Origin of the sequence: Shewanella sp. OMA3-2 (assembly GCF_021513195.1) — a bacterium.
Lineage (GTDB): Bacteria > Pseudomonadota > Gammaproteobacteria > Enterobacterales > Shewanellaceae > Shewanella.
Window position 1 is genome coordinate 3682723 of the sequence record NZ_CP090974.1, and the last position, 23336, is coordinate 3706058.

The 23336-nt window shown below is 41.1% G+C and carries 16 protein-coding genes, 2 pseudogenes and 1 riboswitch; of the genes and pseudogenes, 5 read left to right on the plus strand and 13 right to left on the minus strand.

The features are described from left to right. Positions 1–278: 278 nt before the first annotated feature. Both L0B17_RS16245 and L0B17_RS16250 read right to left on the minus strand, forming a co-directional pair. Positions 279–662, minus strand: a complete 384-nt coding sequence (locus tag L0B17_RS16245) for an MAPEG family protein (RefSeq protein WP_235086250.1) — start codon at positions 660–662, stop codon at positions 279–281. A gap of 143 nt (positions 663–805) precedes the next feature. Next, positions 806–1084: pseudogene (locus L0B17_RS16250) on the minus strand (DUF1428 domain-containing protein); the annotation flags it as partial. Positions 1085–2562: 1478 nt separating this feature from the next. Here L0B17_RS16250 and L0B17_RS16255 point away from each other — a divergent pair. Continuing rightward, entirely contained in the window at positions 2563–4158 is a 1596-nt protein-coding gene (locus L0B17_RS16255) for a TIR domain-containing anti-phage reverse transcriptase (RefSeq protein ID WP_235086252.1), read from the plus strand. Positions 4159–5061: 903 nt separating this feature from the next. On the opposite strand, the gene cobO is transcribed toward L0B17_RS16255, so the two are convergent. From cobO to L0B17_RS16295, 8 genes are all read right to left on the minus strand, one after another. After that, the gene (gene cobO, locus L0B17_RS16260) at positions 5062–5739 is read right to left on the minus strand and encodes a cob(I)yrinic acid a,c-diamide adenosyltransferase (RefSeq protein WP_235086253.1); all 678 of its coding nucleotides are present in this window, start codon (positions 5737–5739) and stop codon (positions 5062–5064) included. Next, positions 5736–7220, minus strand: a complete 1485-nt coding sequence (locus L0B17_RS16265) for a cobyric acid synthase (protein WP_235089883.1) — start codon at positions 7218–7220, stop codon at positions 5736–5738. Before L0B17_RS16265 ends, cobO begins: the two co-directional genes overlap by 4 nt. 80 nt (positions 7221–7300) lie before the next feature. After that, on the minus strand, positions 7301–7873 hold the full coding sequence (gene cobU, locus L0B17_RS16270) for a bifunctional adenosylcobinamide kinase/adenosylcobinamide-phosphate guanylyltransferase (RefSeq protein WP_235089884.1): 573 nt from the start codon (positions 7871–7873) through the stop codon (positions 7301–7303). Beyond that, positions 7873–8655: an adenosylcobinamide-GDP ribazoletransferase gene (locus tag L0B17_RS16275; RefSeq protein WP_235086255.1), complete on the minus strand. Its 783-nt coding sequence runs from the start codon at positions 8653–8655 to the stop codon at positions 7873–7875. Before L0B17_RS16275 ends, cobU begins: the two co-directional genes overlap by 1 nt. 7 nt (positions 8656–8662) lie before the next feature. Continuing rightward, positions 8663–9709 carry a nicotinate-nucleotide--dimethylbenzimidazole phosphoribosyltransferase gene (gene cobT / locus L0B17_RS16280; RefSeq protein WP_235086257.1) on the minus strand — a complete coding sequence of 349 codons (1047 nt, stop codon included), beginning with the start codon at positions 9707–9709 and terminating at the stop codon, positions 8663–8665. 74 nt (positions 9710–9783) lie between these two features. Beyond that, positions 9784–10866, minus strand: a complete 1083-nt coding sequence (locus L0B17_RS16285; RefSeq protein ID WP_235086258.1) for a FecCD family ABC transporter permease — start codon at positions 10864–10866, stop codon at positions 9784–9786. After that, positions 10863–11723 (minus strand): ABC transporter ATP-binding protein, encoded by an 861-nt coding sequence (locus L0B17_RS16290; RefSeq protein WP_235089886.1) that lies wholly within the window; start codon positions 11721–11723, stop codon positions 10863–10865. Before L0B17_RS16290 ends, L0B17_RS16285 begins: the two co-directional genes overlap by 4 nt. A gap of 165 nt (positions 11724–11888) precedes the next feature. Beyond that, positions 11889–12037: riboswitch (cobalamin riboswitch) on the minus strand. Next, positions 12008–12748, minus strand: a complete 741-nt coding sequence (locus L0B17_RS16295) for a histidine phosphatase family protein (RefSeq protein WP_235086260.1) — start codon at positions 12746–12748, stop codon at positions 12008–12010. Its footprint overlaps the riboswitch before it by 30 nt. A gap of 193 nt (positions 12749–12941) precedes the next feature. Between L0B17_RS16295 and metH the strand changes: the two are divergent. Beyond that, positions 12942–16655 (plus strand): annotated as a pseudogene (gene metH / locus L0B17_RS16300) (methionine synthase). 231 nt (positions 16656–16886) lie between these two features. On the opposite strand, the gene L0B17_RS16305 reads toward metH, so the two are convergent. From L0B17_RS16305 to pbpG, 3 genes are all read right to left on the minus strand, one after another. After that, positions 16887–18089: a GGDEF domain-containing protein gene (locus L0B17_RS16305; protein ID WP_235086262.1), complete on the minus strand. Its 1203-nt coding sequence runs from the start codon at positions 18087–18089 to the stop codon at positions 16887–16889. 104 nt (positions 18090–18193) lie between these two features. Further along, the gene (locus L0B17_RS16310; RefSeq protein WP_235089888.1) at positions 18194–18829 is read right to left on the minus strand and encodes a cupin domain-containing protein; all 636 of its coding nucleotides are present in this window, start codon (positions 18827–18829) and stop codon (positions 18194–18196) included. A gap of 336 nt (positions 18830–19165) precedes the next feature. Continuing rightward, a complete protein-coding gene (pbpG, locus tag L0B17_RS16315; RefSeq protein WP_235089890.1) occupies positions 19166–20065 on the minus strand; it encodes a D-alanyl-D-alanine endopeptidase in 900 nt (299 codons plus the stop codon). 400 nt (positions 20066–20465) lie between these two features. Between pbpG and L0B17_RS16320 the strand changes: the two genes are divergently transcribed. The 3 genes from L0B17_RS16320 to rpiA are packed head-to-tail and all read left to right on the plus strand — an operon-like array spanning position 20466 to position 23253. After that, positions 20466–21707 (plus strand): hypothetical protein, encoded by a 1242-nt coding sequence (locus tag L0B17_RS16320; RefSeq protein WP_235086263.1) that lies wholly within the window; start codon positions 20466–20468, stop codon positions 21705–21707. A 21-nt stretch (positions 21708–21728) separates the two neighbouring features. Then, positions 21729–22553: a mechanosensitive ion channel family protein gene (locus L0B17_RS16325; protein ID WP_235086265.1), complete on the plus strand. Its 825-nt coding sequence runs from the start codon at positions 21729–21731 to the stop codon at positions 22551–22553. A gap of 37 nt (positions 22554–22590) precedes the next feature. Continuing rightward, on the plus strand, positions 22591–23253 hold the full coding sequence (gene rpiA, locus L0B17_RS16330; protein ID WP_235086266.1) for a ribose-5-phosphate isomerase RpiA: 663 nt from the start codon (positions 22591–22593) through the stop codon (positions 23251–23253). The last annotated feature ends 83 nt before the right edge of the window (positions 23254–23336 follow it).

The following is a 23336-nucleotide window of genomic DNA, read 5'->3' on the forward strand; positions in this document are numbered from 1 at the left end:
GAATAAAAAGAGTGACAACATTGGGTCATGAATGGGTAATCCTTCACCTAAGATATGAAGTATTACATTAACAATATCGACCGCACATCGTCATCCTTAGATTGACAAAAATGGCGTAAATTAGCCCATATGGCTAGGTAATAAAGAGTAAACTAGTTCTTTTGGCTAGGTATAATTGATTGCGATACAATAAAAAAAGCAGCTCAGTTGCTGCTTTAAAATTAGCGAGTATCGTTTCAAAAAACACTACTCGCTATGTTGTGCTCAGAGCATTCTACTTAGAGAGCTTGAACAAAAATGCCGATTGATGCGCCAATAGCAACAAACCAAGATAATGATCGTAAAGTGCCATAATTTAATAAATACAATACATGATAAACCACCCGAGCAACCACATGCACTATCGCTAAAATGGCTACAACATCAGTAACGTTATTGGTCACTATTGCGGTTAATACTGCAATGCCAAATACAATTAATGATTCAAATGCATTTTGGTGTCCTGCTACCGCCCTTGCGCCAAAACCAGTCAACTTTGCTTGCTGCGCTCTTGGGTGAGCATTGTCATACCCGCCCAATTTAGCCATCGCCATCGCTACTGGCACCTTGGTTAAATAAGGTAATATCATCGCGATAAATAAACATATAAGTAAAATAGTCATCTCTTTTCCTTTAATTTTTTGTTATTTTATTAAAAAACTCACTGCTATATTACCAGCAAGAATATTGTGTTTAGTATCAAAAAGATTGTAACTAACACAAAAATGGCATATTACCGACGGTAGGCGCTTGCTAGGTCTAGCGATTAATATTCTAGAATAGTATTAAAACCACCATAGATTAACCGCTTACCATCAAAAGGCATTGGGTTGTCTTCTGGCGACATTCTAGAATCTTCCATCATTGCAGCCCAACCGGAATCACGCACCTCTTTCGAAGGCCACACGACCCACGAAAATACCACTGTCTCGTTTTCTGCGGCCTTAACAGCCATTGGCAAAGAGGTGACCTCACCCTCAGGCACATCGTCACCCCTGTTTTCTACTATTTGAAGCGCTCCACATTCTTTAAATAGCTCAGCTGTGCAAACACGGTTGTGACACGCTGCAAGTTCATCCCTAAAATCTCGGCCATGACGTCCATGTCATGGACGGTCACAGCCGTGCTTACACCCGACATTTTCGCTTCTTAGATTTGACAATATTGATAACTAATTTGGCAAAAAACCTTCTAAACTCAATTTGAATTGAGGTCATCGAGAAAAGGCCGTGAGCTTGGCATGAATGCCATGCTAGCTTTCATTAGGCCAAGGACAGCTATCGGAAGCCTTAGGTTATTTTGTAGTTAGGCCTAGTTGTCGCTGAACCCATACATTGACATAATGCACCCAAGGTTTGACAAAAAATTGCTATTTTTAGTTAAATTACAAATAGTAATTTAACTACATCAGATGGTTGTCAGAATATTGAAGCATAGTCTGACAAATTCAATAAAACCACGAGCCTTAATACTATTAAAGCGCATATGGAACCTCCTTTAATTCCGTTGCTTATCCATGAAATGCCCCAAGGTTTTTTGGAATATGGCCTGCGGCCACCAACGTCGTGGCGCTTCGCTTATAGCAAAGCATGTATCGTGAAGTTTATTTATGTAGGTTCAGCATGGTATTTACTCACCGACACGCGCAAGTACGTCCTTGTAGCTCAACCGACCCATCCCTGGGTCGGATGGTCGGCTCGCAAACTACCATAATGAACCTTTTCAGTATTTTCTTAATCTGCTGGTTTTAAAGATTGAGTAGAATAAGATTATTTTTAACACTGACTTGGTTTTGCCCCAAAGTGTGTTTAGAACCAAAGCTCTATTTAACAATGCTTATTTTCGTTTTCCATACACAATTTAATTCATATTGCTCTCTTACCGATGCCATTTTTACTCAGGGTAACCGCATTAGTGTGTTTTTTTGCTCACTATGAATGATTACAATGCTGATTTACTTCAAATCAATCATGAAGCGATAACTTACTAAACAAATGAAGTTGTAAAAACATACTAAAAAAGTTTAAAAAACGTTCGCGATCTCGTCCTGCATTTTTACTGCCTAAATTGGATAATCTAATAAACTGGTTTTATACACAGGTATAATGAGATTTGGCTGAATTTAAATCAAACAACTCATTAAGTCAGCCTAAATTCGTAACGTAGGCTTAATTAGAAAACTATAATTGATTGATAATATTGAGAGTGTTTTATCGCTTTGCATCAAAGACCTATAAAATGTAAGATGGTATAAATCAATGGCTTGAACAGCCGGCATTGAATGATGCGCCGTTCAATAAGCGTTAGCACTATTTAAAATTTAGTATCAAAGTTTTAGTTCTTCATATAGTATATTGGAGGTTTCAACCCAAAATATCTGAAGTTGTTACTGCTTCGGACTTGGAACTCAGGGTAACATACGCCCCTGGATACTACTTTATCTGATGTTGTCGATGTTATCGATGTGATCAGTTGGCGCAAGGTGATTGGGTTGAAACCATTAATTCATAGTTGAGAATTAAAATGAGCACACCATTAAGCAGTTTACTCTTCAACTTAGAGTCTTTCGAACCAAAAAAAATCCCCAATAAAAAGACGTATAGCTGGAAAAACCTTAAACTATCACCAACTCTTACAAGAGACTTAGAGGTTGCCAAAACTCATTTTGTTGGACTAAAAACAGATAATGATGTTGCCAATATATTAGAAGTTCCAGTTGGTCAATTATTACACATTCTTTATTATCAAAAGCAAAACTATAATTCTTTTACAATAAAGAAAAAATCGGGGAAGACCCGTCTAATTGATAGCCCAACAGCGTCGATTAAAATTTTACAGGATAAAGTTAAGCCCCTTATTGAAGCACACTATCGTGTGAAGAAACCTGTGCATGGTTTTGTTGGCGATGGTAAGGGCATAATGACAAATGCTTTTCAGCATAAAAAGAAAAATCATGTGCTTAATATCGATCTTCAAGACTTTTTCCACTCTGTGAATTTTGGTCGAGTACAAGGTATATTCCGAAATATCCCGTTTAATATGGGCATCCCTGCTGCTACAGTTTTAGCTCAACTTTGTACTCATAATGGCCGCTTGCCACAAGGTGCTAGTACTTCTCCAGTTTTATCTAACCTAGCTTCAACTTCGTTGGACAAAAAGTTGGTTCAAATAGCCAAAAAATTTCATTTAACTTACACACGTTATGCCGATGATTTGACTTTTTCTAGCAACAAGCCTTTTCCAACTATTTTGGTTGAGCGAGTAATTGATGAAAACGGTAAAGAAATATATAAAGTAGGTCGTTTACTTGAGCAAGCGATAAAAGATAGTGGTTTCGAAGTTAGTCATCATAAAACTCGTTTACAACATAAATCACAAAGGCAAGAAGTTACAGGCTTAGTGGTAAATGAAGGTGTTAATGTAAATAGGAAGTTTATTCGAAAAACTCGTGCAATGATAAATGATTGGAGTAAGGGGCTTGCCCAAGCTGAGCTCCGATTTTTAAAGCAACGTTATCATTTGGCTGATAGTGAAATAAAGACTGATGGGCTCGATGGTTCTATATTCAAGCGAGCAGTGTATGGGCATTTGAGTTTTATACGTATGGTCAAAGGGGAAGAGCACTCACCTTATTTAAAACTATGTGAGCAAGTCCTTGCTTTAGACAGTAAGCCTCCAGAGTTCATAAGAAAATTAAAAGGTGTATTTGATATGTATGATGTATTTATTTGTCACGCTAGTGAGGACAAAGCTGAGGTGGCTTTGCCTCTTTATGACGCTTTAACTAAGCGTGATATTAAAGCGTTTATCGATTGCTTTGCTATCAATTGGGGTGACTCTTTAGTGTCAAAAATCAACACCGCATTGAAAAAGTCCAAGTATGTTATCGCTGTAGTATCGGATGAATCTGTTAAGAAATCATGGCCAATGAAAGAGTTAAATACAGTTCTTGCAGCAGAAATTAGCTCAGAAGAAACAAAACTATTACCTTTAATGGTGGGTGACGGTGCAGAACTGTTAAAAGAAATCCCGTTGTTGGGCGACAAACTATTTGTAAACTTTAACGACAATATTGAAGAGATTGCCGATAAAGTAGAAAAGTTACTCCAGCGTTCATAGTGCTAATCGGGTAGCTGGAGGTATCTAGCCTCCAGCCACACCACCCTGCATGCGGCTCCGCACAGGACCGTTCATTTAGAACATCTAACTCACTTTTGGGTTAGAATAATGAACTGCGATCTATCCATCTGTTAGTGGATATCATCCGCTTTCTTCAGATACTCATTACTCAGCACTTGCCATATCCCTGGCGATTTCGAGCTACGGCATACTTATTGTAATTAGAAAATTATAATTTAGGGTTTTAGCTCTAACGTGTTTATGTCCAGAAATGAGCTAACTTTTTATGTTTATTGTTTTCCACAACTATCAATGAAGCTAAATCGAAGAAACAAAAATTCGGGTGCAGATGAGCCAGCGAGTATTCAAAACAAGGATGTTTTGGTTAAGCCCACATGGACGTGCTTGCGGCGTCTCGCTGGATCATTTGCACTTGAAGTCAATCTGACGTCTATGAGGGTTTAATTACTGTTATAAAATGAAACCTGCCAACCCGCTTTTGTCCAAAAGTGAGTTAACTTTTGCCAATTTAGCTTTTGCCACCGCTACCAATGAAGCTAAATCGAAGGAACAAAAATTCGGGTGCAGATGAGCCAGCGAGTATCCAAAACAGGGATGTTTTGGTTAAGCCCACATGGATGTGCTTGCGGCGTCTCGCTGGATCATTTGCACTTGAAGTTACATTTAAAACCCACTTTGTCCAAAAGTTTGTTAGATAGAGCATAAACTATTTGGATCTTCGTAATAAAATTACATTCTCCTTTTAAGCACTATTTTATGACCTTTCGATTTGTCAAACTATGGGTACATTTTATGTCAGAGTATGGTTATATCTTTTCGGTAAGTGATTGAAAGCTATAAGCTGCCTATGTCAGACTTTGCTTCCAGCGACACAAGTATCACTTAATAATCAAACCCTAACTGGGCTTTAATTCCTGCATTAAAGGCATGTTTAATAGGTTGAACCTCGCTGACAGTATCCGCTAATTCAATGATTTCTCGATGACACGCGCGGCCGGTAATGATCACGTGTTGCATTGGTGGTCTGTTTTTCAGCGCAGTGAGGACTCGTTCTAAGTCGATATAATGATAGCTAACCATGTAGGTTAATTCATCTAACAACAGCAAGTTAACCGACTCATCCTGAAGTAATTTTTCAGCATGTTCCCAGGCTTCTACTGCGGCTTTGGTGTCTTTTTGTTTGTCTTGGGTTTCCCAGGTAAAGCCGGTGCCCATGACATAAAACTCAACCCCTGCACCTTCCAGTAAATTACGTTCACCACAAGCCCAAGTGCCTTTAATAAATTGCACTACCGCGGCTTTGTGACCGTGGCCAACCGCACGCGCAACTGAGCCAAAGCCAGAGGTGGATTTACCTTTACCATTACCGGTAAGCACTAATAAAATGCCCTTTTCATCCTGTGCGGCGGCAATTTTAGCATCTACACCTTGCTTTACTTTTTGTTGACGAGCTTTATGACGATCAGCCTTTTGGTTATCAAGGCTAATTCCTTCAAGATCTTTGCTGTCTGTATTGCTACTGTCGATGTTTACATTATTATCTGTTGTCTTCTCTGTCATGAGATAGCTCCGGTTAATTTGTCTAAATCAAGATGTGCTTCTAATACGTCAGCAAGACGATTTAATTGCTGTTCTCGAATGTGATTAATATCGATAGCTTCAGCTTGCACAAGACCGGCCCACTGTAACAGCAGCTGGCAGGCTGCTGGACTGTCAAATAAGCCGTGAATATAAGTGCCCATAATCAAGTTGTCTTGACTAACTTGACCATCAAACTGAATCGTTTCTGTGCCCATTTGAATCGGATGTGAAATATCGGTACGGGTAAAATGTGATACACCACAATGAATTTCATAGCCTGTAAAGCTGGCATGCTGCTGTTCTAAGCGTAAGTAACCACTTACTTGAGTGAGGGTTTTCTTTGAAGTTAATTCTGTATCAATATCTAACAGTGCTAAGCCTTTAATACTGCCTGCAATATCCTCTACCCCTTGGGGATCATCAATCATCTGGCCTAGCATTTGATAACCACCGCAAATACCAATCACTTTTCCACCGTAACGTAAATGCTTTAAAATGGCGCTATCCCAACCCTGTTCGCGCATGAAATGAAGATCCGCACGGACATTTTTACTGCCGGGTAAAATGATCAAATCTGCCGAGGGAAATGGCTTATGTTGATCGGCCATACTGATATAGCGAAACTCAACTTGAGGATGCAAGCGTAAGGGATCAAAGTCGGTATGGTTACTGATCCGCGGAAAAACCAACACCAATACGATTAATTTTTTAGTAGTCAGTGAGGGACTAAGGTTTGACGATTCAACTAAACCGTCTTCAGCATCAAGATGTAAGTCGTGCAAATAAGGCAATACACCAAAAACAGGTTTTTTAGTATAGCGTTCTAACCAGTCAATACCAGGTTGCAGTAAACCTATGTCACCGCGAAATCGATTGATGACAAAGCCTTTTACTCTAGCTTGTTCAGACTCACTCAATAATGCCAATGTCCCCACAAGATGAGCAAATACGCCGCCTTTATCAATATCAGCAATAATGATCACCGGGCAATCTGCTACTTCGGCAAAGCCCATGTTAGCAATATCACCCTGGCGTAAATTAATTTCAGCGGGACTGCCTGCGCCTTCAATAAAAATTAATGAGTACTGTTGCTGTAAGCGTCGATAAGATTGCATGACCGCAGTTAATGCTAAGGTTTTATAACCTTGGCTTTCGGGGCCAAAAAATGCTTTGGCTTCAAGTGTAGTTAATGCTTTACCATGAATAATGACTTGAGCACCGGTATCAGAGCTAGGTTTCAGTAATACGGGATTAAAATCGGTATGCGGCTTTAGATAACAGGCTGTAGCTTGCAACGCTTGTGCTCGGCCAATTTCACCACCGTCTTCGGTTACCGCACTGTTTAACGCCATATTTTGTGGTTTAAACGGTGCAACAGCAATATTTTTGCGGGCAAAAACACGACACAAACCAGCAACTAAAGTACTTTTACCCGCATCGGATGTGGTGCCCTGCACCATCAAAGCCCCTGTTAATGTGTGCTTGATATCGCGAGTAGATAGGGGATGACTTATAGTGAGTTTGGCGCTATCTATAGTCATTAGAGGTTAGGGGCTTTTAATGAAAGAGGTAATCCAGCAACGACTAAACTGACTTGATCAGCCAATGAAGCAACAGCTTGGTTTAACCAACCAGCTTGATCAACAAACTCACGACTCAGTTGACCCATAGGCACAATCCCCGACCCCACTTCATTACTGACTAATACAACATGTGACTGCATTTTTGCCAAAGTAGACAGTAACTGCTGCTTTTCAGTTTGCCAGCGAGATAGAGTGCCACTTTGTAACTGCTCGGATGTAAAAGATAATAAATGATTAGTTAAATAGAGGGTTAAGCAGTCAACCAAAATAACCTGATGAGTTTTATCAATTTTGCTTAAACAATCAGCCAATGCCAATGGTGTTTCAATGGTTTGCCACAACAACTGACTGGCTTGTCTATCCTGTTGATGACGAGCTATTCTGCTACTCATCTCGTCATCACCAGCGGTTGCGGTTGCAATGTAAATAACGTCCATACCTTGCGGTTGTGCTGCGATAATATCGGCCACTTGCTGTTCTGCAAACCGACTTTTACCGCTTCTGGCGCCACCTAGTACTAAATGGATCACTAACTTAATCCAACCGCCAAAATAACCAAGTAACATATCACTTCACTAACCTGTTGTGCGGCGCCTAAGGTATCACCCGTGTATCCGCCTATTTGGCTTCTAAATAAACTGCCTAATAGAAAACGGACACCCCAAAGAATAATAAACAACACAAAAGCGGCAACACCATTTAGCCACAACAATACAAAAATACCACTGGCTAACAAAATGAATAAATCATTCAACGATTGTTGCTGCGCTAAAGGCTTAGATTTACCGCTGTCATCTCGGACATATTTTTCACTAAAAATTAAGCTTGCGGCAATAACTCGGCTTAATGTGTGCGCTACAATAAAGCCACTAATAGCCGCCATTGGGCTGTATAATGCCAGCTCCACTAATAACTGCCATTTTAATAATAATGCTAAACCAATGGCCAACGCGCCATAACTGCCCAAGCGGGAGTCTTTCATTATTAACAGTTTTTCTTCAACCGTCCAGCCGCCGCCAAAACCATCGGCAGTATCAGCTAAACCATCTTCGTGAAAACCGCCAGTGGCAATAACGCCAGCAATCATAGCCACTAAGACGGCAATATTAGCAGGTAAAATAAGTTGTACTAGCCAAAATACCAAGGCACTGATTAAGCCAACCACTAAGCCTACTACACCAAAAAATCGGCTAGATTTATTGAGCTTTTCAGCATCAATCACCACCCATGATGGGATAGGAAGACGAGTAAAAAAACTTAACGCCACAAAAAACAGATTTAATTGCCTTAAACCACGGTATAGATTAGCCATACTTTCCTTAAACTACATTATCAACACCAGCATCTTCGAAACTGGCCATGTCATTATAAAAATTGATTGCTGCTTGTACTATTGGTAGCGCCAGCGCTGCCCCTGTTCCTTCCCCTAAACGTAATCCTAGGGACAAAATAGGTTTGGCATTTAAATGCGCCAACATTAATTTATGCCCTTGTTCTTCTGATTGATGAGCAAACACTAAATAGTCTCGAGCCGCAGGGTGTAATCTTACAGCGACTAATGCCGCAGCGGTAGAGATAAACCCATCAATTAGCACTAATATTTTTCGCTCAGCTGCCGCCAAGATTGCCCCTGTCATTTGCACAATTTCAAATCCGCCCAAGTTAGCTAAGATATGCAGGGGAGAAATCAGATTGGGCCGATGTAATATCAATGCCTGGCTGATGAGTGATTTTTTCAATGCATAGGTTTTGTCATCAATACCAGTACCGCGCCCGACGCATTGTTCAACATCGATATCCAGTAATGCCGCCATAATTGCCGCAGCAGATGAAGTATTACCTATGCCCATTTCACCTAAGCCAATGACATTACAACCTGACAATACGTGGCGTTCAACCACTTCATTAGCGGCCTCAAACCCCTGACTAACTTGCTCTAAACTCATGGCGGGTTGTAAATGAATTGCACCGGTACCATTGCCGAGTCTGTGTTCGGTTATCCCTTCTAACCCTAAAGGCGCTAATACACCGGTATCAATAACCTCTAAATTAAAGCCCATTTGACGACAAAAAACGTTAACTGCCGCGCCGCCATTAACAAAATTAGCCACCATTTGGCTGGTGACTTCACTTGGGGCAATAGACACCCCGTACTTAGCTATGCCGTGGTCGCCTGCAAACACCAATAAACCTGGTTGATTAATATGTAATTTTGTTGCGGTAGGATCACATGAAAACTGTATTTGAGCGATTTGCTTAACTAATACTTCCAGTAAGCCTAATGATCCCTGGGGTTTAGTTTTTTGATCAATTTTATGTTGGATCATAGCGTCAAACTGATGAGTAACAGGCACAACTGTAAACATAACGACTCCGAGTCAGGATTAATCACTGACAAATAACAAAACTTTATTAACACTTAGCGATCCGTTATTAACGATTAGCGCCGGTGCCGTAAAATGAGCAAGAAAAATACACTGCCAATGGCTGCGGTAATGATGCCTACGGGCAACTCTTGATTACCTAAAATACATCTAGCGACAACATCAATCCACACCATAAATAGCCCACCAACAATGGCGGTGACTACCATAGGTTGCCGCCCAGGAAACAGGAGTCGCACACAATGGGGGATCATCAAACCAACAAAGCCAATTCCGCCGCAACTTGCAACTAAAACGGCGGTGATCAACGAGCACAACAACAGCATATTTAACCGTAATTTGGCAACATTAACCCCTAGGGTATGCGCGGTTTCATCACCTGCTTGCAGCGCCACAATTTGACGTTTAAACACCAAAATAATCAGTAAACTGCCGATAACAATAACACTGGGTAATATCACCCCAGCCCAATTAGCCTTGGCAAAACTGCCTAATGACCAAAACAATACTGACGCCGTGGCTTGCGGGCTTGAAAAATACAACAATAAACTGGTTAACGAACCAAATAAAAATGATGTCGCCACGCCAGATAACAACATTCGTTCAATTTGGCTGTTGCGTCCTAACCCAGACAAACTAAGCACTAGCAATACAGACAAGCTTGCACCAGCAAATGCACCTATTGGTAATAATAAATTTTGCCAGCTCCACCATGCAAGATTTGCTGAAGAAAGCGCGATTAAGTCAGCCTGCGCTAATAAGCCACTGGATAACAGGCTAAAAACCAATACCGCGCCAAACGATGCCCCTGAACTAATACCAAATAAATACGGATCAGCTAATGGATTGCGGGTCACCGTTTGCAACACGCTGCCCGCTAACGCTAAACCGGCTCCGGCCACAAACGCCAGTACAATTCGCGGAAAACGCAGTTCGAATACAATTCGCTCTGTAATGCTTGCGTGAGTAACAATTAACTTACCTTGATTTGAAAATTGCTGGGCAATAGCCGATAACACATCAGTAAAGCTGATACTTGCCGCGCCAAAACTGGCCGCTGCAATCGGAGTTGTTGCCGCCAACATGGCCAATATAAACAGAAAAACTTGGTAACGGCGCTGGTGCTTAACTGGGCTCATGATTGCCCCTCATTTACAGTAGATAACCTCTTTTCACTTACTGCCTTGGTGCTATTTTGCTGCGCATAACCATAAAAATAATTGATCAACGGTTTAGCATGTTGTGGATGCTCGGTTACCTCACAGCACACTTCAAACACCTCACCAATTCGCGCTTCTGTTAGCACTTCAGTTGGGGTTCCCTGCGCCACCAGCTGGCCTTTATGAAGTAATAAAAGGTCATCGCACATTGCGCTTGCTAGATTTAAATCATGGATAGAGGCAATTACTGTAATGCCTAAATTTTTAACTAATTCTAAAATTTGAATTTGATAACGAATATCTAAATGATTGGTTGGCTCATCTAAAATCAGCAATTTAGGGCGCTGTACTATCGCCCTGGCAATCAACGCGCGTTGTTTTTCACCACCGGATAATTGGCCGTATTGTAAAAATGCCTTATCAGCTAAACCCACTTGATTAATGGCATCATTAACCAACTGATTATCTTCAGCGGTATAACCATCAAACATACCTTTATGTGGCGTTAACCCCATTGCAATTAACTGGCTGGTGTTCATGTCAAAAAACTGCGGAGTATCTTGTTGCACTACAGCAACTTGAGTGGCAAAAACTTTGCCGTGAAATTGACTAATATCTTGGCCAAACAAGGATATTGTGCCGCAACTTGGGGCAATATAACGATATAAACAACGCAGTAAACTCGATTTACCCGCACCATTGGGGCCAATAATTCCCAGCATTTTATTGGCTGTGAGGCTAAAACTAATGTCAGTTAAAATTTGGCTATCATCATGTCGCCAACTCAGCTGATTAACCACTAAAGCAGGTATTAATGCTGGCGCAGTCGCCGCCATTAGCGCTTCAACACTTGCGGAACTCACAAATAACGCCCTCGACAATGACTCGATTTACCATTCAGTAAGCCAAGCATAAACAAGCCAAAGATAACTCGGTGGCTAATAGGGGAAGTACTAACAAGATCAAACATACACGCTCCGCTGAGTATCCCGCTCAGGCGTAAAAATGAATAGTGACAAGCTGGTATCTGACTTTTATTCGCCACAAACATAAACTATGTCAGGCAAACAATCACAGTTGCGGGGACAGTTCGGGCTTACCCGATTCCCAATACTCAACACTATATATAACACGGCTCTATTTTGGTGGTTAATGATGGCCAGTTCAATCTAAAACTGAGATTTTCAAAACATAAACTGTCTTGCGCTGCCATACGTAAGCCATCTGAATCAATAAATACGTCCACTTCCATTAACGCAGCATAAGGCAATTGGAATTGTGTAAACACACCAGCGCTACCTTCTGCACCAAGCAGTTGCGCCATAACACAACGCATTACCCCACCATGGGTAACAATAAGGGCTTGATTAGCTGATCCGCTGGTCAAAGTTTCATTGGCAAATAACTCATCTTGAGCATTATCTTCTATCGAATTCAGCATTTGGCTAATAATTTGCAATAACGACTGCTTCACACGGGCGCTAAACTCAACTAAGTGCTCACCGTCTGGTGGGGTATTGTCAGGCTGCCAGGGATTTGACCAATACGCATCTAATTGTGGTTGATGTTGCTGATATAGCGCTTGCCAGGTTTTACCGTCCCATTGACCAAAATCAATTTCTTGTAAACTGTCTAATAGGGTTATGGGCAACCGGTGTTGTTTTGCGATAAGGTCGCTAAATACCGCGCAGCGTTTAAGCGGTGACGAATACACAGCAGCAGGACATAACGCTAAACTATCAAGGGCTTGTTGCATTTGTATTTGCCCTTGTTCGGACAATGCCACATCGGTTTTACCGCGCAGGATATCACCGCCCTGGCAGTGACCATGGCGTAGGAATACCAATTGAAGATGTTTCATGGTTTTCAGCCTTGCCCTTAAGATAACAACTCGCGTATTATGGACGTCTATACGTATAAATGTCCAAACAAAAATTCAGTTTGTTGAGAACCAGCTATTCATTTCTTGCCCATTAACTCTCGACAAAATAATTAGTTAGATAAAAATGTCACGATTAAGTTAACGTGCCACTGCATTAAAAAGGTAATCCGTTATGACCAAGTCAACTTCCTACAGTCAAGTGCTTGAACAACTGACAAATACGCTAAAAGAGCGAATTGTTATTCTTGATGGTGCTATGGGCACCATGATCCAAGACTACAAATTAGAGGAAGAAGATTACCGTGGTGAGCGTTTTAAAGACTGGCATTGCGATGTTAAAGGTAACAATGACATGTTGGTGCTTAGCCAACGGCAAATTATTAAAGATATTCATACCAAGTACCTGCTAGCCGGTGCTGACATTATTGAAACGAATACCTTTAACGCCACGACCATCGCCATGGCTGACTACGACATGCAGTCGCTATCAGCTGAAATCAATTTAGAAGGTGCCGGGTTGCCCGCGAAGCTGCCGATGAAGTGGCCGCGCAAACAGGCTATGCCCGTTATGTAGCTGGCGTGCTTGGGCCAACCAACCGCACTTGTTCAATTAGTCCTGATGTTAACGACCCCAGCTTTCGTAACGTCAGTTTTGATCAGTTAGTTGATGCCTATGTAGAGTCAACGACCGCCTTAATTGAAGGCGGAGCCGACATCATTATGGTTGAAACCATTTTTGATACGCTAAACGCCAAAGCTGCTTTATTTGCCATTGAAAAAGTCTTTGATCAACTTGGCGATCGCTTACCTGTCATGATTTCAGGCACAATTACCGATGCATCGGGTCGCACATTAACCGGCCAAACCACCGAAGCCTTTTACAACTCACTGCGGCATATAAAACCATTATCAATCGGCCTTAACTGTGCATTAGGCCCAAAAGAGCTGCGCCCTTATGTAGAAGAATTATCGCGTATTGCTGAATGCTTTGTATCGGCTCACCCTAACGCAGGTTTACCAAACGAGTTTGGCGGTTACGATGAAACTCCTGAGGAAATGGCCGATATCATTAGTGATTGGGCCCGCGAAGGCATGCTTAATATTGTGGGCGGATGTTGCGGCAGTACGCCTGCTCATATCCATACCATACAAGAGGCTGTGATTAATCATGGGCCTCGCCAAATACCTGATATTCCGGTGGCGTGTCGCCTGTCAGGGTTAGAGCCATTAACCATTGATGGTAATTCACTTTTTGTTAACGTAGGCGAGCGTGCCAACGTAACCGGCTCAGCCAAATTCCTACGTTTAATTAAAGAAGAAAAATTTGAAGAAGCATTAGATGTGGTGCGCGAGCAGGTTGAAAACGGCGCGCAAATTATCGACGTTAACATGGATGAAGGCATGCTAGATGGTGCTGAGTCGATGAAAAAATTCTTAAACTTAATCGCATCAGAGCCCGATATCTCCGGTACCTATTATGATCGACTCATCAAAATGGGAAGTCATTGAAGCTGGCCTTAAGTGTGTTCAGGGCAAGTCTATTGTTAACTCTATTTCGATGAAAGAAGGCGAAGAAGCCTTTATAAAACAAGCAACTTTAGTCAAACGCTATGGTGCAGCAGCCATTATTATGGCCTTTGATGAAGACGGCCAGGCTGATACGCGCGAACGTAAAACTCAAATTTGTACCCGTGCCTATCGTTTGTTAGTCGATGTGGTCGGCTTCCCCCCTGAAGACATTATTTTTGACCCGAACATTTTTGCCATTGCTACTGGTATTGATGAACACGACAACTATGCAGTCGATTTTATTGAGTCTATTAAAGACATTAAAGCCAACTTACCCTATGCAATGATTTCTGGCGGTGTATCTAACGTATCGTTCTCATTCCGTGGCAACAACCCAGTGCGCGAAGCAATTCACGCAGTGTTCTTATACCATGCGATTCAAGCCGGCATGGACATGGGGATTGTTAACGCGGGGCAGTTAGCCATTTATGATGATATTGATGCCGATTTAAAACAAAAAGTCGAAAACGTGGTACAAAACCTGCCCTGTCCGGTTGCCGATTCAACTAACACTGAACAACTACTAGATGTTGCAGAGAAATACCGTGGAGACGGCGCTCAAGTCGCTAAAAAAGAAGATTTAGCATGGCGTAGCTGGCCGGTAGAAAAACGCTTATCACATGCCTTAGTTAAAGGTATCACCGAATTTATTGATGAAGATACTGAAGCCGCAAGACTGCAAGCAGTCCGACCGCTTGACGTGATTGAAGGCCCATTAATGGACGGCATGAACGTGGTCGGTGACTTATTTGGCGCGGGTAAAATGTTTTTGCCACAAGTGGTTAAATCTGCCCGAGTGATGAAAAAAGCCGTTGCATTTTTAAACCCATACATTGAACTTGAAAAAGTAGAAGGCCAATCAAATGGTCGTATCTTAATGGTTACCGTTAAAGGTGATGTGCATGACATTGGTAAAAATATTGTTGGCGTTGTCTTAGCCTGTAACGGCTACGAAGTCGTCGACCTAGGCGTGATGGTCTCGGTTGATAAAATTCTTGAAGCAGTAAAAGAGCACAATATTGATATTATTGGCATGTCAGGCTTAATTACTCCAAGCCTTGATGAAATGGTACATAACGTTAAAACTTTCCATCGCGAAGGCCTGACCATTCCAGCCATCATTGGCGGCGCAACCTGTTCCAAAATTCATACCGCGGTAAAAATTGCGCCGCATTATCCACACGGCGCAATTTATATTGCCGACGCTTCGCGCGCTGTGCCCATGGTATCGAAGCTGATTAATAATCAAACTCGCCAGGCGACCATAGATGAAGCCTATGCCGAATATGATGTGATGCGTGAAAAACGTTTATCGCAAACTAAACGTAAAACCATTGTGCCAATTGAGGTTGCCCGCGAAAATCGCTGCAAACATGATTGGCAAAACTACACTCCATTTACCCCAAATGTTTTAGGCCGCCAAGTCTTTGATGATTATCCACTGGAAGATTTAGTCGAACGTATCGATTGGACCCCCTTCTTTAGAAGCTGGGAGCTTCATGGACGCTACCCTGATATTTTAGACGATAAAGTCGTCGGTGAAGAAGCACGTAAACTCTTTGCTGATGGTCAGGCGATGCTTAACACCATCATCAGTGAAAAATGGCTAACGGCTAAAGCCGTGATGGGGTTATTCCCAGCTAACACAGTCAACCACGACGATATTGAGCTGTACACTGACGAAAGCCGTACAACGGTTGAAATGACTACCCACCATTTACGTATGCAGTTAGAGCGCGTCGGCAATGACAACTTCTGTTTATCGGACTTTGTTGCGCCAAAAGAATCAGGCGTTGCCGACTACATGGGCGGGTTTGCGGTTACCGCAGGACATGGCATTGATGAACATGTGGCCCGTTTTGAAGCCAACCACGATGACTACAACGCCATTATGCTTAAATGCCTTGCAGACCGTTTAGCCGAAGCCTTTGCCGAACGTATGCATGAGCGAGTGCGTAAAGAATTTTGGGGTTACGCCGCAGATGAAGTACTTGATAACGAATCACTCATTCGTGAAAAATACAAAGGTATACGCCCCGCGCCAGGATACCCTGCGTGTCCTGATCACACTGAAAAAGGCCTGTTGTGGGATCTATTAAAACCGGATGAAACCATCGGCTTAAATATTACCGAAAGCTATGCAATGTTTCCTACGGCAGCAGTATCGGGTTGGTATTTTGCCCACCCAAAATCTCGCTACTTTGGAGTAACTAATATTGGTAAAGATCAGGTAGAAGATTACGCAAAACGTAAAGGCATGACTCTAGCTGAAGCCGAACGTTGGTTGTCACCAATATTGGACTACGATACAGAGTAGTAAAGTTTAAATAACCTCAATTCAGGTTAAGAGATGGGCTCAATAAGCTGAATTCAACAGATTTAGCTTATTTTGGAGCAAACTTGTCATTTGTTTTGAAAACAAGGCACTTTAACACCTCAATAGCTTGCCTATTACACGTACTCTTGTGTAAATAAATAACGCCGTTAGCACGACAAAGGGTTGTTTGGTAAGCGTTTATTATCCCGAGCTGAGGTTAATTACATTGAGCTAATTCTTCTGGGCAGTAAAACCAAATCTATCGACAACCAACTCCCGTTCACTGGCAGGCTGAGGGACATTGACTTGCTTGATTGGCTGTTTCAATACACGCTCAGCTTGTTGCATTAATATTTGCCAACTATGATCATTATCTGATTGCATCGCAAAACCAGTATTAATGCTAATTCTAACGTCATCATGTAATGCTTTAATGACTAAACTAGCCACTTTATCTTGTAATCTGGCGGTTAACCGTTGCAATTGTTCCGTTGAAGCCTCCTCAAACAACAAGACAAACTTATTATCATGCTGTCTAAAAATGCCGCTATTAATGCGAGTCGTAAACTCTAAAACACTGGCCACATGCTTAACAACACTATCACTACCACCATAACCGTATTTTTCACTTATCTTAGGCAGTGAATCAATTTCAACAATCATAATGGCCATTGGCGCCTTTTGGTAACGACCTAACTCAAAAACATGTTTGGCGCGACTTGGTAAAGCTTGGCGATTTAACAACCCAGTTAATGGATCGACTTGAGTGACATCCTGTAATTTGAGTTGTTGTTGACGATATACAATCAAACAACACGATAATGTCATCAACATTAAAAAAGTGAATACAGCCAAAGTACCTGATGATTGTAAAATACGATTACCAGCAATACTTAAGGTTAATTGCTGATCAAAGGCTACAAATATAAAGCGAACAAGTTGCTGTCCAAAAAATATCAATTCAGCCAACATGAAAGGGTAATAAATAGCGTGAATTTTCCTAGATTTATCCGCTAATACAATGGTCAAAACAGTGCAGATATTGATGAGCATTAAGAGTGGGTATATATAAAGTAACCTAGATGTCAGTGACTCTAAAAAACCTGGAACGTAATGCATTAAAAACACAATCGCGGCGATCAATATCATTGAATGCCACTGAGGGGTAAGCTGAAGGTGCCGCCTAATACCTGCAAGTAAACCGAGATGAGCCAATATATAACATGCATTAGCTAAGCCAGGGCCAAGCCAGTAGGGAATAGTGAAAAAGTAAGACAGTAAGCCAATGCAACTACTGGCAAAAAATAATCCGCCAGCCATGCTCCAATCTATCAAGCTGCGTTGTCGGTGACCAACAATATAAAATGCGAGTAAACTGATGGACATCATCGCACTGACTATTGCGGTTGATACGTGAAGTGTAAAAGCATCCATTGCTAAATTACATCCTAAATGTGCGTGTTTAGTTAATATATCGTTAAAAATAATACTTTAAAAGCAACAAACAACTATTTATATCAAATGATGCTTTCTATCTATTATAAGTGACCTGTTTTGACCCAAATAACCGTATCTTGCTCAACATAGGGGTTATGTTGACTTAGGTGCGGGCTGCGTAGCCAAGTTCCTGCAGGGTAATGACCATACTCGTCGATAAACTCACCACTGATAACATATATTTCTTCACCACCAAAATGACGATGTGGTTGGAATTGACATCCCGCAGGCCAATAAACTAAAGCGCATGATTCTGTAAGATGTTGATGTAATGGCATGACTTGTAGCTTTCCTTGCCCAGGCAACCAAGGCGCGTGTTGGGTATCGACACGAACTTGCTTTACGTCTGACGGTTGAAACTGATGTAACTTAACCAGTAACTCACAACCCTGTAAGCTAAATGGTGCATGACTAAAGCCTTCAGGATTACGAATGTATGTGCCCGTTGGATAATCACCGGTTTCATCAGAAAAAATGCCAGATAAAACCAGAATTTCCTCACCTAATGGATGTGGATGGGATGCAAAACTGGCCCCGGCATCATACTTAACAATACTGGTTGCATGACCGCGTTCAGCTTCTTCTCTAGCAAGACGCTTGCGCCAAACACCTTTCGCGGGGCTTTTATCCCAACTCAATTGATTGGTATCAATAACAACTCGCTGACTAAAGTCCATGTTAATCGAGTCACTTTGTACCGACTTAGAAAGGTTACTCTCTCGTATCTCAAAATCTTTAGGGTCGCTACTGTGCATTACCATTCCTCACTCAAACTATGTCACTATCATAGATTGATTAAACAAGAAAACAAGCTGGTTCAATCGTAACGCCTAAATACTTTTAGGTGCACTTTAATGAAATATAAGTATTAATTTTACGGACGGTAAATAACTAAAGCCTTAGAATACCATTACCCGCTATATCAATATTATAAGGTAACAGCAATTTAAGGCTTGCAGACAAAAGACTAGCTGACGACTTGTCACCTATTTATTCGCTATTGGATTTTGTTATTAGCTATTGGATTTTGCTAGTAGCTTTTGCTGTTTATATGCCTTAGCAGATGCTGGAATAGGGGTTACTTTACCTGTTTCTAACCATTTTTTAAGCCGGTTTGCATCAGCTATATGGGTATATTTACCAAAGGTATCAAGCACTACAAATGCAACCTTTCGTTTATCCATTTCGGTCAACATAATTAAACAATGACCTGCTTTGCTGGTATAGCCTGTTTTAGTTAACGCGATATTCCAGCCGTCTTTAAATACCAACTTATTGGTGTTATGGAAATCAAGATTGTATCTTGGCTTATTGAAAATAATATGCTTTTTCTCTGTGGAGCTTAACGTCCCCAACAAAGGATACTTTTGACTTTCTTGTAACAGAATAACCAAATCCCGTGCACTAGAGACATTATCAGCCGATAAGCCAGTTGGCTCAGCATAACGAGTTTGATCCATACCTAAGGCTTTTGCTTTAGCGTTCATAGCATCAATAAAGGCAAAGTAGCCTCCGGGATAATGATGTGCAAGCGCGGTTGCGGCGCGATTCTCTGAAGACATTAAGGTCATCAGCATCATGGTTTCACGGCTAACTTCACTGCCAACTCGCACTCTAGAGTAGACATTACGCATGATTGGGGCTTGATGAATATCTACTGTTATCATTTCATCTAGCGGTAATTTAGCATCTAACACAACCATTGCTGTCATCAACTTAGTGACGGACGCTATAGGCACTTGATGATTAATATTACTCGAATATAAAACCTCATTGGTATTAAGATCCACAAGCATAGCACTACCTGCAGCTAACTCTTGTTGCTGAGAAGACGCGACGGCTGTTGCTGCATAAACCTGGTGAGTAAAGCTAGCTAATAATAACAGGGTCGAAAAAGCGAATTTGAATGGCATCATCAAGGTTAATTTTACAATAAAAAAATAAAAAAATAAAAATTGAGTATACGCTAAACAGTGATTAGTCAGCGAGCCAATTCATACGAAAGTACTCAATTAAATTCACTTCCCATGATCGAAGCGCCTACAGAGTCATTACATTAAGTCGCCTGCTGCCCCGTAGTCAATTGGTAATGAAAGATAGGCATGCTAAATTGTTAATCCTATTTTTCAGGCTACAATCACAGTAAATTGGTAATAATAACAATAACCACTAGCACTCTACGCCACGGTTAATTTACTGTTATAGTATCTATTCTGACGTAACAAAAAAGACCTTATATGTGTCACTCGGTTTACTTTTTTGAGATTAGATTTTGATGCTTTTTATTAATAGCTTGATCAAATGGATAACAATATGGCAGTAACTATCGATGCAATTATTGCTAAATGGCAGCAATTGTTAACCAATATAAACCCTAATGACTCAGCTAAAGAACCAGAGTCTGAGCCTACCAATACATTATCGCTAAAAGCCATTGCGCAAACCTATTTATACCATGGGATCAGAAGTCCGCTGAAACAACAGCTTTCCTACAAGGTTAATACGGATAATTACCATGTTATTGGCCGAGAACAAGCCATAGTGCAAATCAACAACGCCATCGAGCTATGGCGTGATAATCAAGGTGAATTAAGTGCGATCATTGCCCCTTTTGGTTCAGGTGTCAGTACTTTTATTCAGAATATTATCCGCCAACAACAATCATCAGAACCATTATTATGGCTTAGCTTCTGCAAAGCACCATTGTCGCCAAAAGAAGCTATCGCCACTTTATATGATTGTTTTGACATTCAACATGAACCGCAATCAATTACCGAAGCCATTAGATTAATCAATGCAGAGCCTAAACACATTATTTTATTGGATGATATTCATCGATTAATGCAGCGACAGATGGGCAGTTATCAAGCCTTGGTAACCTTAGCGACTATTTTAATGGAAACCAGGCAAAGACATTGTTGGATTGTGGGATGCGAAACCTATGTCTGGCAAAGACTCTCTTCGCAATACCAAATTACCCACTTTGTCAAAACGCTGGTTCAGCTGAAATATTTTACCCAAACCGAACTAACCACATTTATTACCCTCCACCTAGCTGATTTAGGCATCTATTTACCGCAAGAAAACAGTGATGAGCTAGACGAAGAGGGAGACTCAGCACTCACCATAGAGCTCAATGCTATAGAATCTCATAGCAAAACCTTGATGAAAATCTGTCAAGGTCACCCTAAGCTCGCCTTATTTATTCTAAAGCTATCTATTGATGAACATAAGATAACTAAACTGAGCGACCTCAACTCAAAAGATATTTTCACCATCGACACCCAAGCGCTAAATAGTCTGGATGAAGAATCACTTTTTGCACTCGCAGAGATTTATGTTCATGGTGGGTTAACCGTTGAAAATTTGAGTATTATTTTCAACATGTCTATTGAAGAAAGCTCACTAACATTAGAATTTTTGAGCAAGCAGGGTCTATTAATAACCCAATACTGTGAAAGTGATTTTGCGCGACATTTTTATCAAATACCGCCTGTGTTAAGTAAAATAGTCGCGACGCACCTGCTTAATCACAACAAGCTTTTCAGCCTTTAACTATGACTAAAGAGAATAGAAATGGAATCAACAACTGATGCACTAAAATCGCTCATAAATATTATTTCATTTGAAAAAATAGCCTTGATTTTATTGCTATGCGGTCTTGCTTGGGCGTTATTAAATCTTATAAAAATCAGCTTAGATAAGCTCACCGTAAAGCTGCCTAAATATCGACTATTTTGGGGCAGGTTATACCCTTTTATCCGCTTATTCATTTGGGGTAGTGTGATAACGTATACCATTACTGGCATTATTTCACCGCACCAAAGCGTTGTAATAGCCATTATTGGTTCAATCAGTATTGTTATCGGTTTAGCGACCCAAGAACCGGCTAAAAACATGATCGCAGGCTTCATTATTATGTTAAACCCACCCTATAGAGTGGGCGATATGGTGACTCTGGCTGGCCATTATGGTGAAGTCACTAAACTTGAATGGAGCGTAACCTGGTTGCGCACCTTCAATGACGACACCATCATGGTGCCTAATGCGGAAGTATTAAAAAATGCTGTATCAAATGCCAATAGTGGTGCCTTAGATGAAATGGTTGTTATCAGTTTTAATTTGCCTTTACATGCTGATCACAAACAAGCCATGGCCCTCGCCAAGGAAGCCACACAATGCTCACCTTACACCTTTTTAAATAAACCCATTAGGATCATTCTAGGAACAGACTTATCCTTTGGGCAATATGTGCAAACCATCACCATCAAAGCGTATGTGATGGATGTGCGCCTAGAAAGAAAGTTTGTTAGTGACATCAATGTAAGAGTGTTAGATGCATTTAAAAATGCGCACTTTTATGACGACAAGCAAATGTTTTCATCTCAGGTTACGCTATAATTGAGATAATTTTAAAAACGACTAATGGAATTGCCTAATGACTCAAGATGAAATGAAAAAAGCAGCCGGCTGGGCTGCATTAAAATATGTCGAAAGAGACGCAGTTGTGGGTGTAGGTACAGGCTCAACGGTTAATCATTTTATTGATGCACTCGCCACAATGAAAGATGATATTAAAGGCGCAGTTTCAAGCTCTGAAGCATCGACAGCAAAATTGAAGCAATTAGGCATTGAAGTATTTGATTTAAACAATGTTGCAGAACTTGCCGTTTATGTTGATGGCGCCGATGAAATTAATGACCGCATGGACATGATTAAAGGCGGTGGCGCTGCTTTAACCCGTGAAAAAATTGTTGCCGCAGTTGCCAAAAAATTCATTTGTATTGTCGATAACACAAAACAAGTATCTATACTGGGCGACTTCCCACTACCTGTTGAAGTTATCCCAATGGCACGTTCATATGTTGCCCGTGAATTAGTTAAATTGGGCGGGGATCCTGAATATCGCCAAGGGGTAGTGACCGACAATGGTAATGTGATTTTAGATGTACATAACATGAAAATTCTAGATCCTAAAGTGATGGAAACTAAAATTAATGCCATAGTCGGTGTTGTCACTAATGGTCTGTTTGCTAACCGAGGTGCCGACGTATTATTAGTTGGCACACCTGAAGGCGTTAACACTGTCACCTCAAAGTAACTGTTTGGGATATGACTAAGTCTGAAATAGCGATATTTTAGCGACTGAATAAGCTAACAAGACATTATCGTCCAATAAAAAAC

Excerpts from the sequence above, each read along its gene's own strand:
- L0B17_RS16245 (WP_235086250.1), bottom strand. The coding sequence starts at position 662 with ATGACTATTTTACTTATATGTTTATTTATCGCGATGATATTACCTTAT.
- L0B17_RS16255 (WP_235086252.1), top strand. The coding sequence starts at position 2,563 with ATGAGCACACCATTAAGCAGTTTACTCTTCAACTTAGAGTCTTTCGAA.
- cobO (WP_235086253.1), bottom strand. The coding sequence starts at position 5,739 with ATGACAGAGAAGACAACAGATAATAATGTAAACATCGACAGTAGCAAT.
- L0B17_RS16265 (WP_235089883.1), bottom strand. The coding sequence starts at position 7,220 with ATGGTGCAGGGCACCACATCCGATGCGGGTAAAAGTACTTTAGTTGCT.
- L0B17_RS16275 (WP_235086255.1), bottom strand. The coding sequence starts at position 8,655 with ATGGCTAATCTATACCGTGGTTTAAGGCAATTAAATCTGTTTTTTGTG.
- cobT (WP_235086257.1), bottom strand. The coding sequence starts at position 9,709 with ATGTTTACAGTTGTGCCTGTTACTCATCAGTTTGACGCTATGATCCAA.
- L0B17_RS16285 (WP_235086258.1), bottom strand. The coding sequence starts at position 10,866 with ATGAGCCCAGTTAAGCACCAGCGCCGTTACCAAGTTTTTCTGTTTATA.
- L0B17_RS16290 (WP_235089886.1), bottom strand. The coding sequence starts at position 11,723 with ATGGCGGCGACTGCGCCAGCATTAATACCTGCTTTAGTGGTTAATCAG.
- L0B17_RS16295 (WP_235086260.1), bottom strand. The coding sequence starts at position 12,748 with ATGAAACATCTTCAATTGGTATTCCTACGCCATGGTCACTGCCAGGGC.
- L0B17_RS16305 (WP_235086262.1), bottom strand. The coding sequence starts at position 18,089 with ATGGATGCTTTTACACTTCACGTATCAACCGCAATAGTCAGTGCGATG.
- L0B17_RS16310 (WP_235089888.1), bottom strand. The coding sequence starts at position 18,829 with ATGGACTTTAGTCAGCGAGTTGTTATTGATACCAATCAATTGAGTTGG.
- pbpG (WP_235089890.1), bottom strand. The coding sequence starts at position 20,065 with ATGCCATTCAAATTCGCTTTTTCGACCCTGTTATTATTAGCTAGCTTT.
- L0B17_RS16320 (WP_235086263.1), top strand. The coding sequence starts at position 20,466 with ATGGCAGTAACTATCGATGCAATTATTGCTAAATGGCAGCAATTGTTA.
- L0B17_RS16325 (WP_235086265.1), top strand. The coding sequence starts at position 21,729 with ATGGAATCAACAACTGATGCACTAAAATCGCTCATAAATATTATTTCA.
- rpiA (WP_235086266.1), top strand. The coding sequence starts at position 22,591 with ATGACTCAAGATGAAATGAAAAAAGCAGCCGGCTGGGCTGCATTAAAA.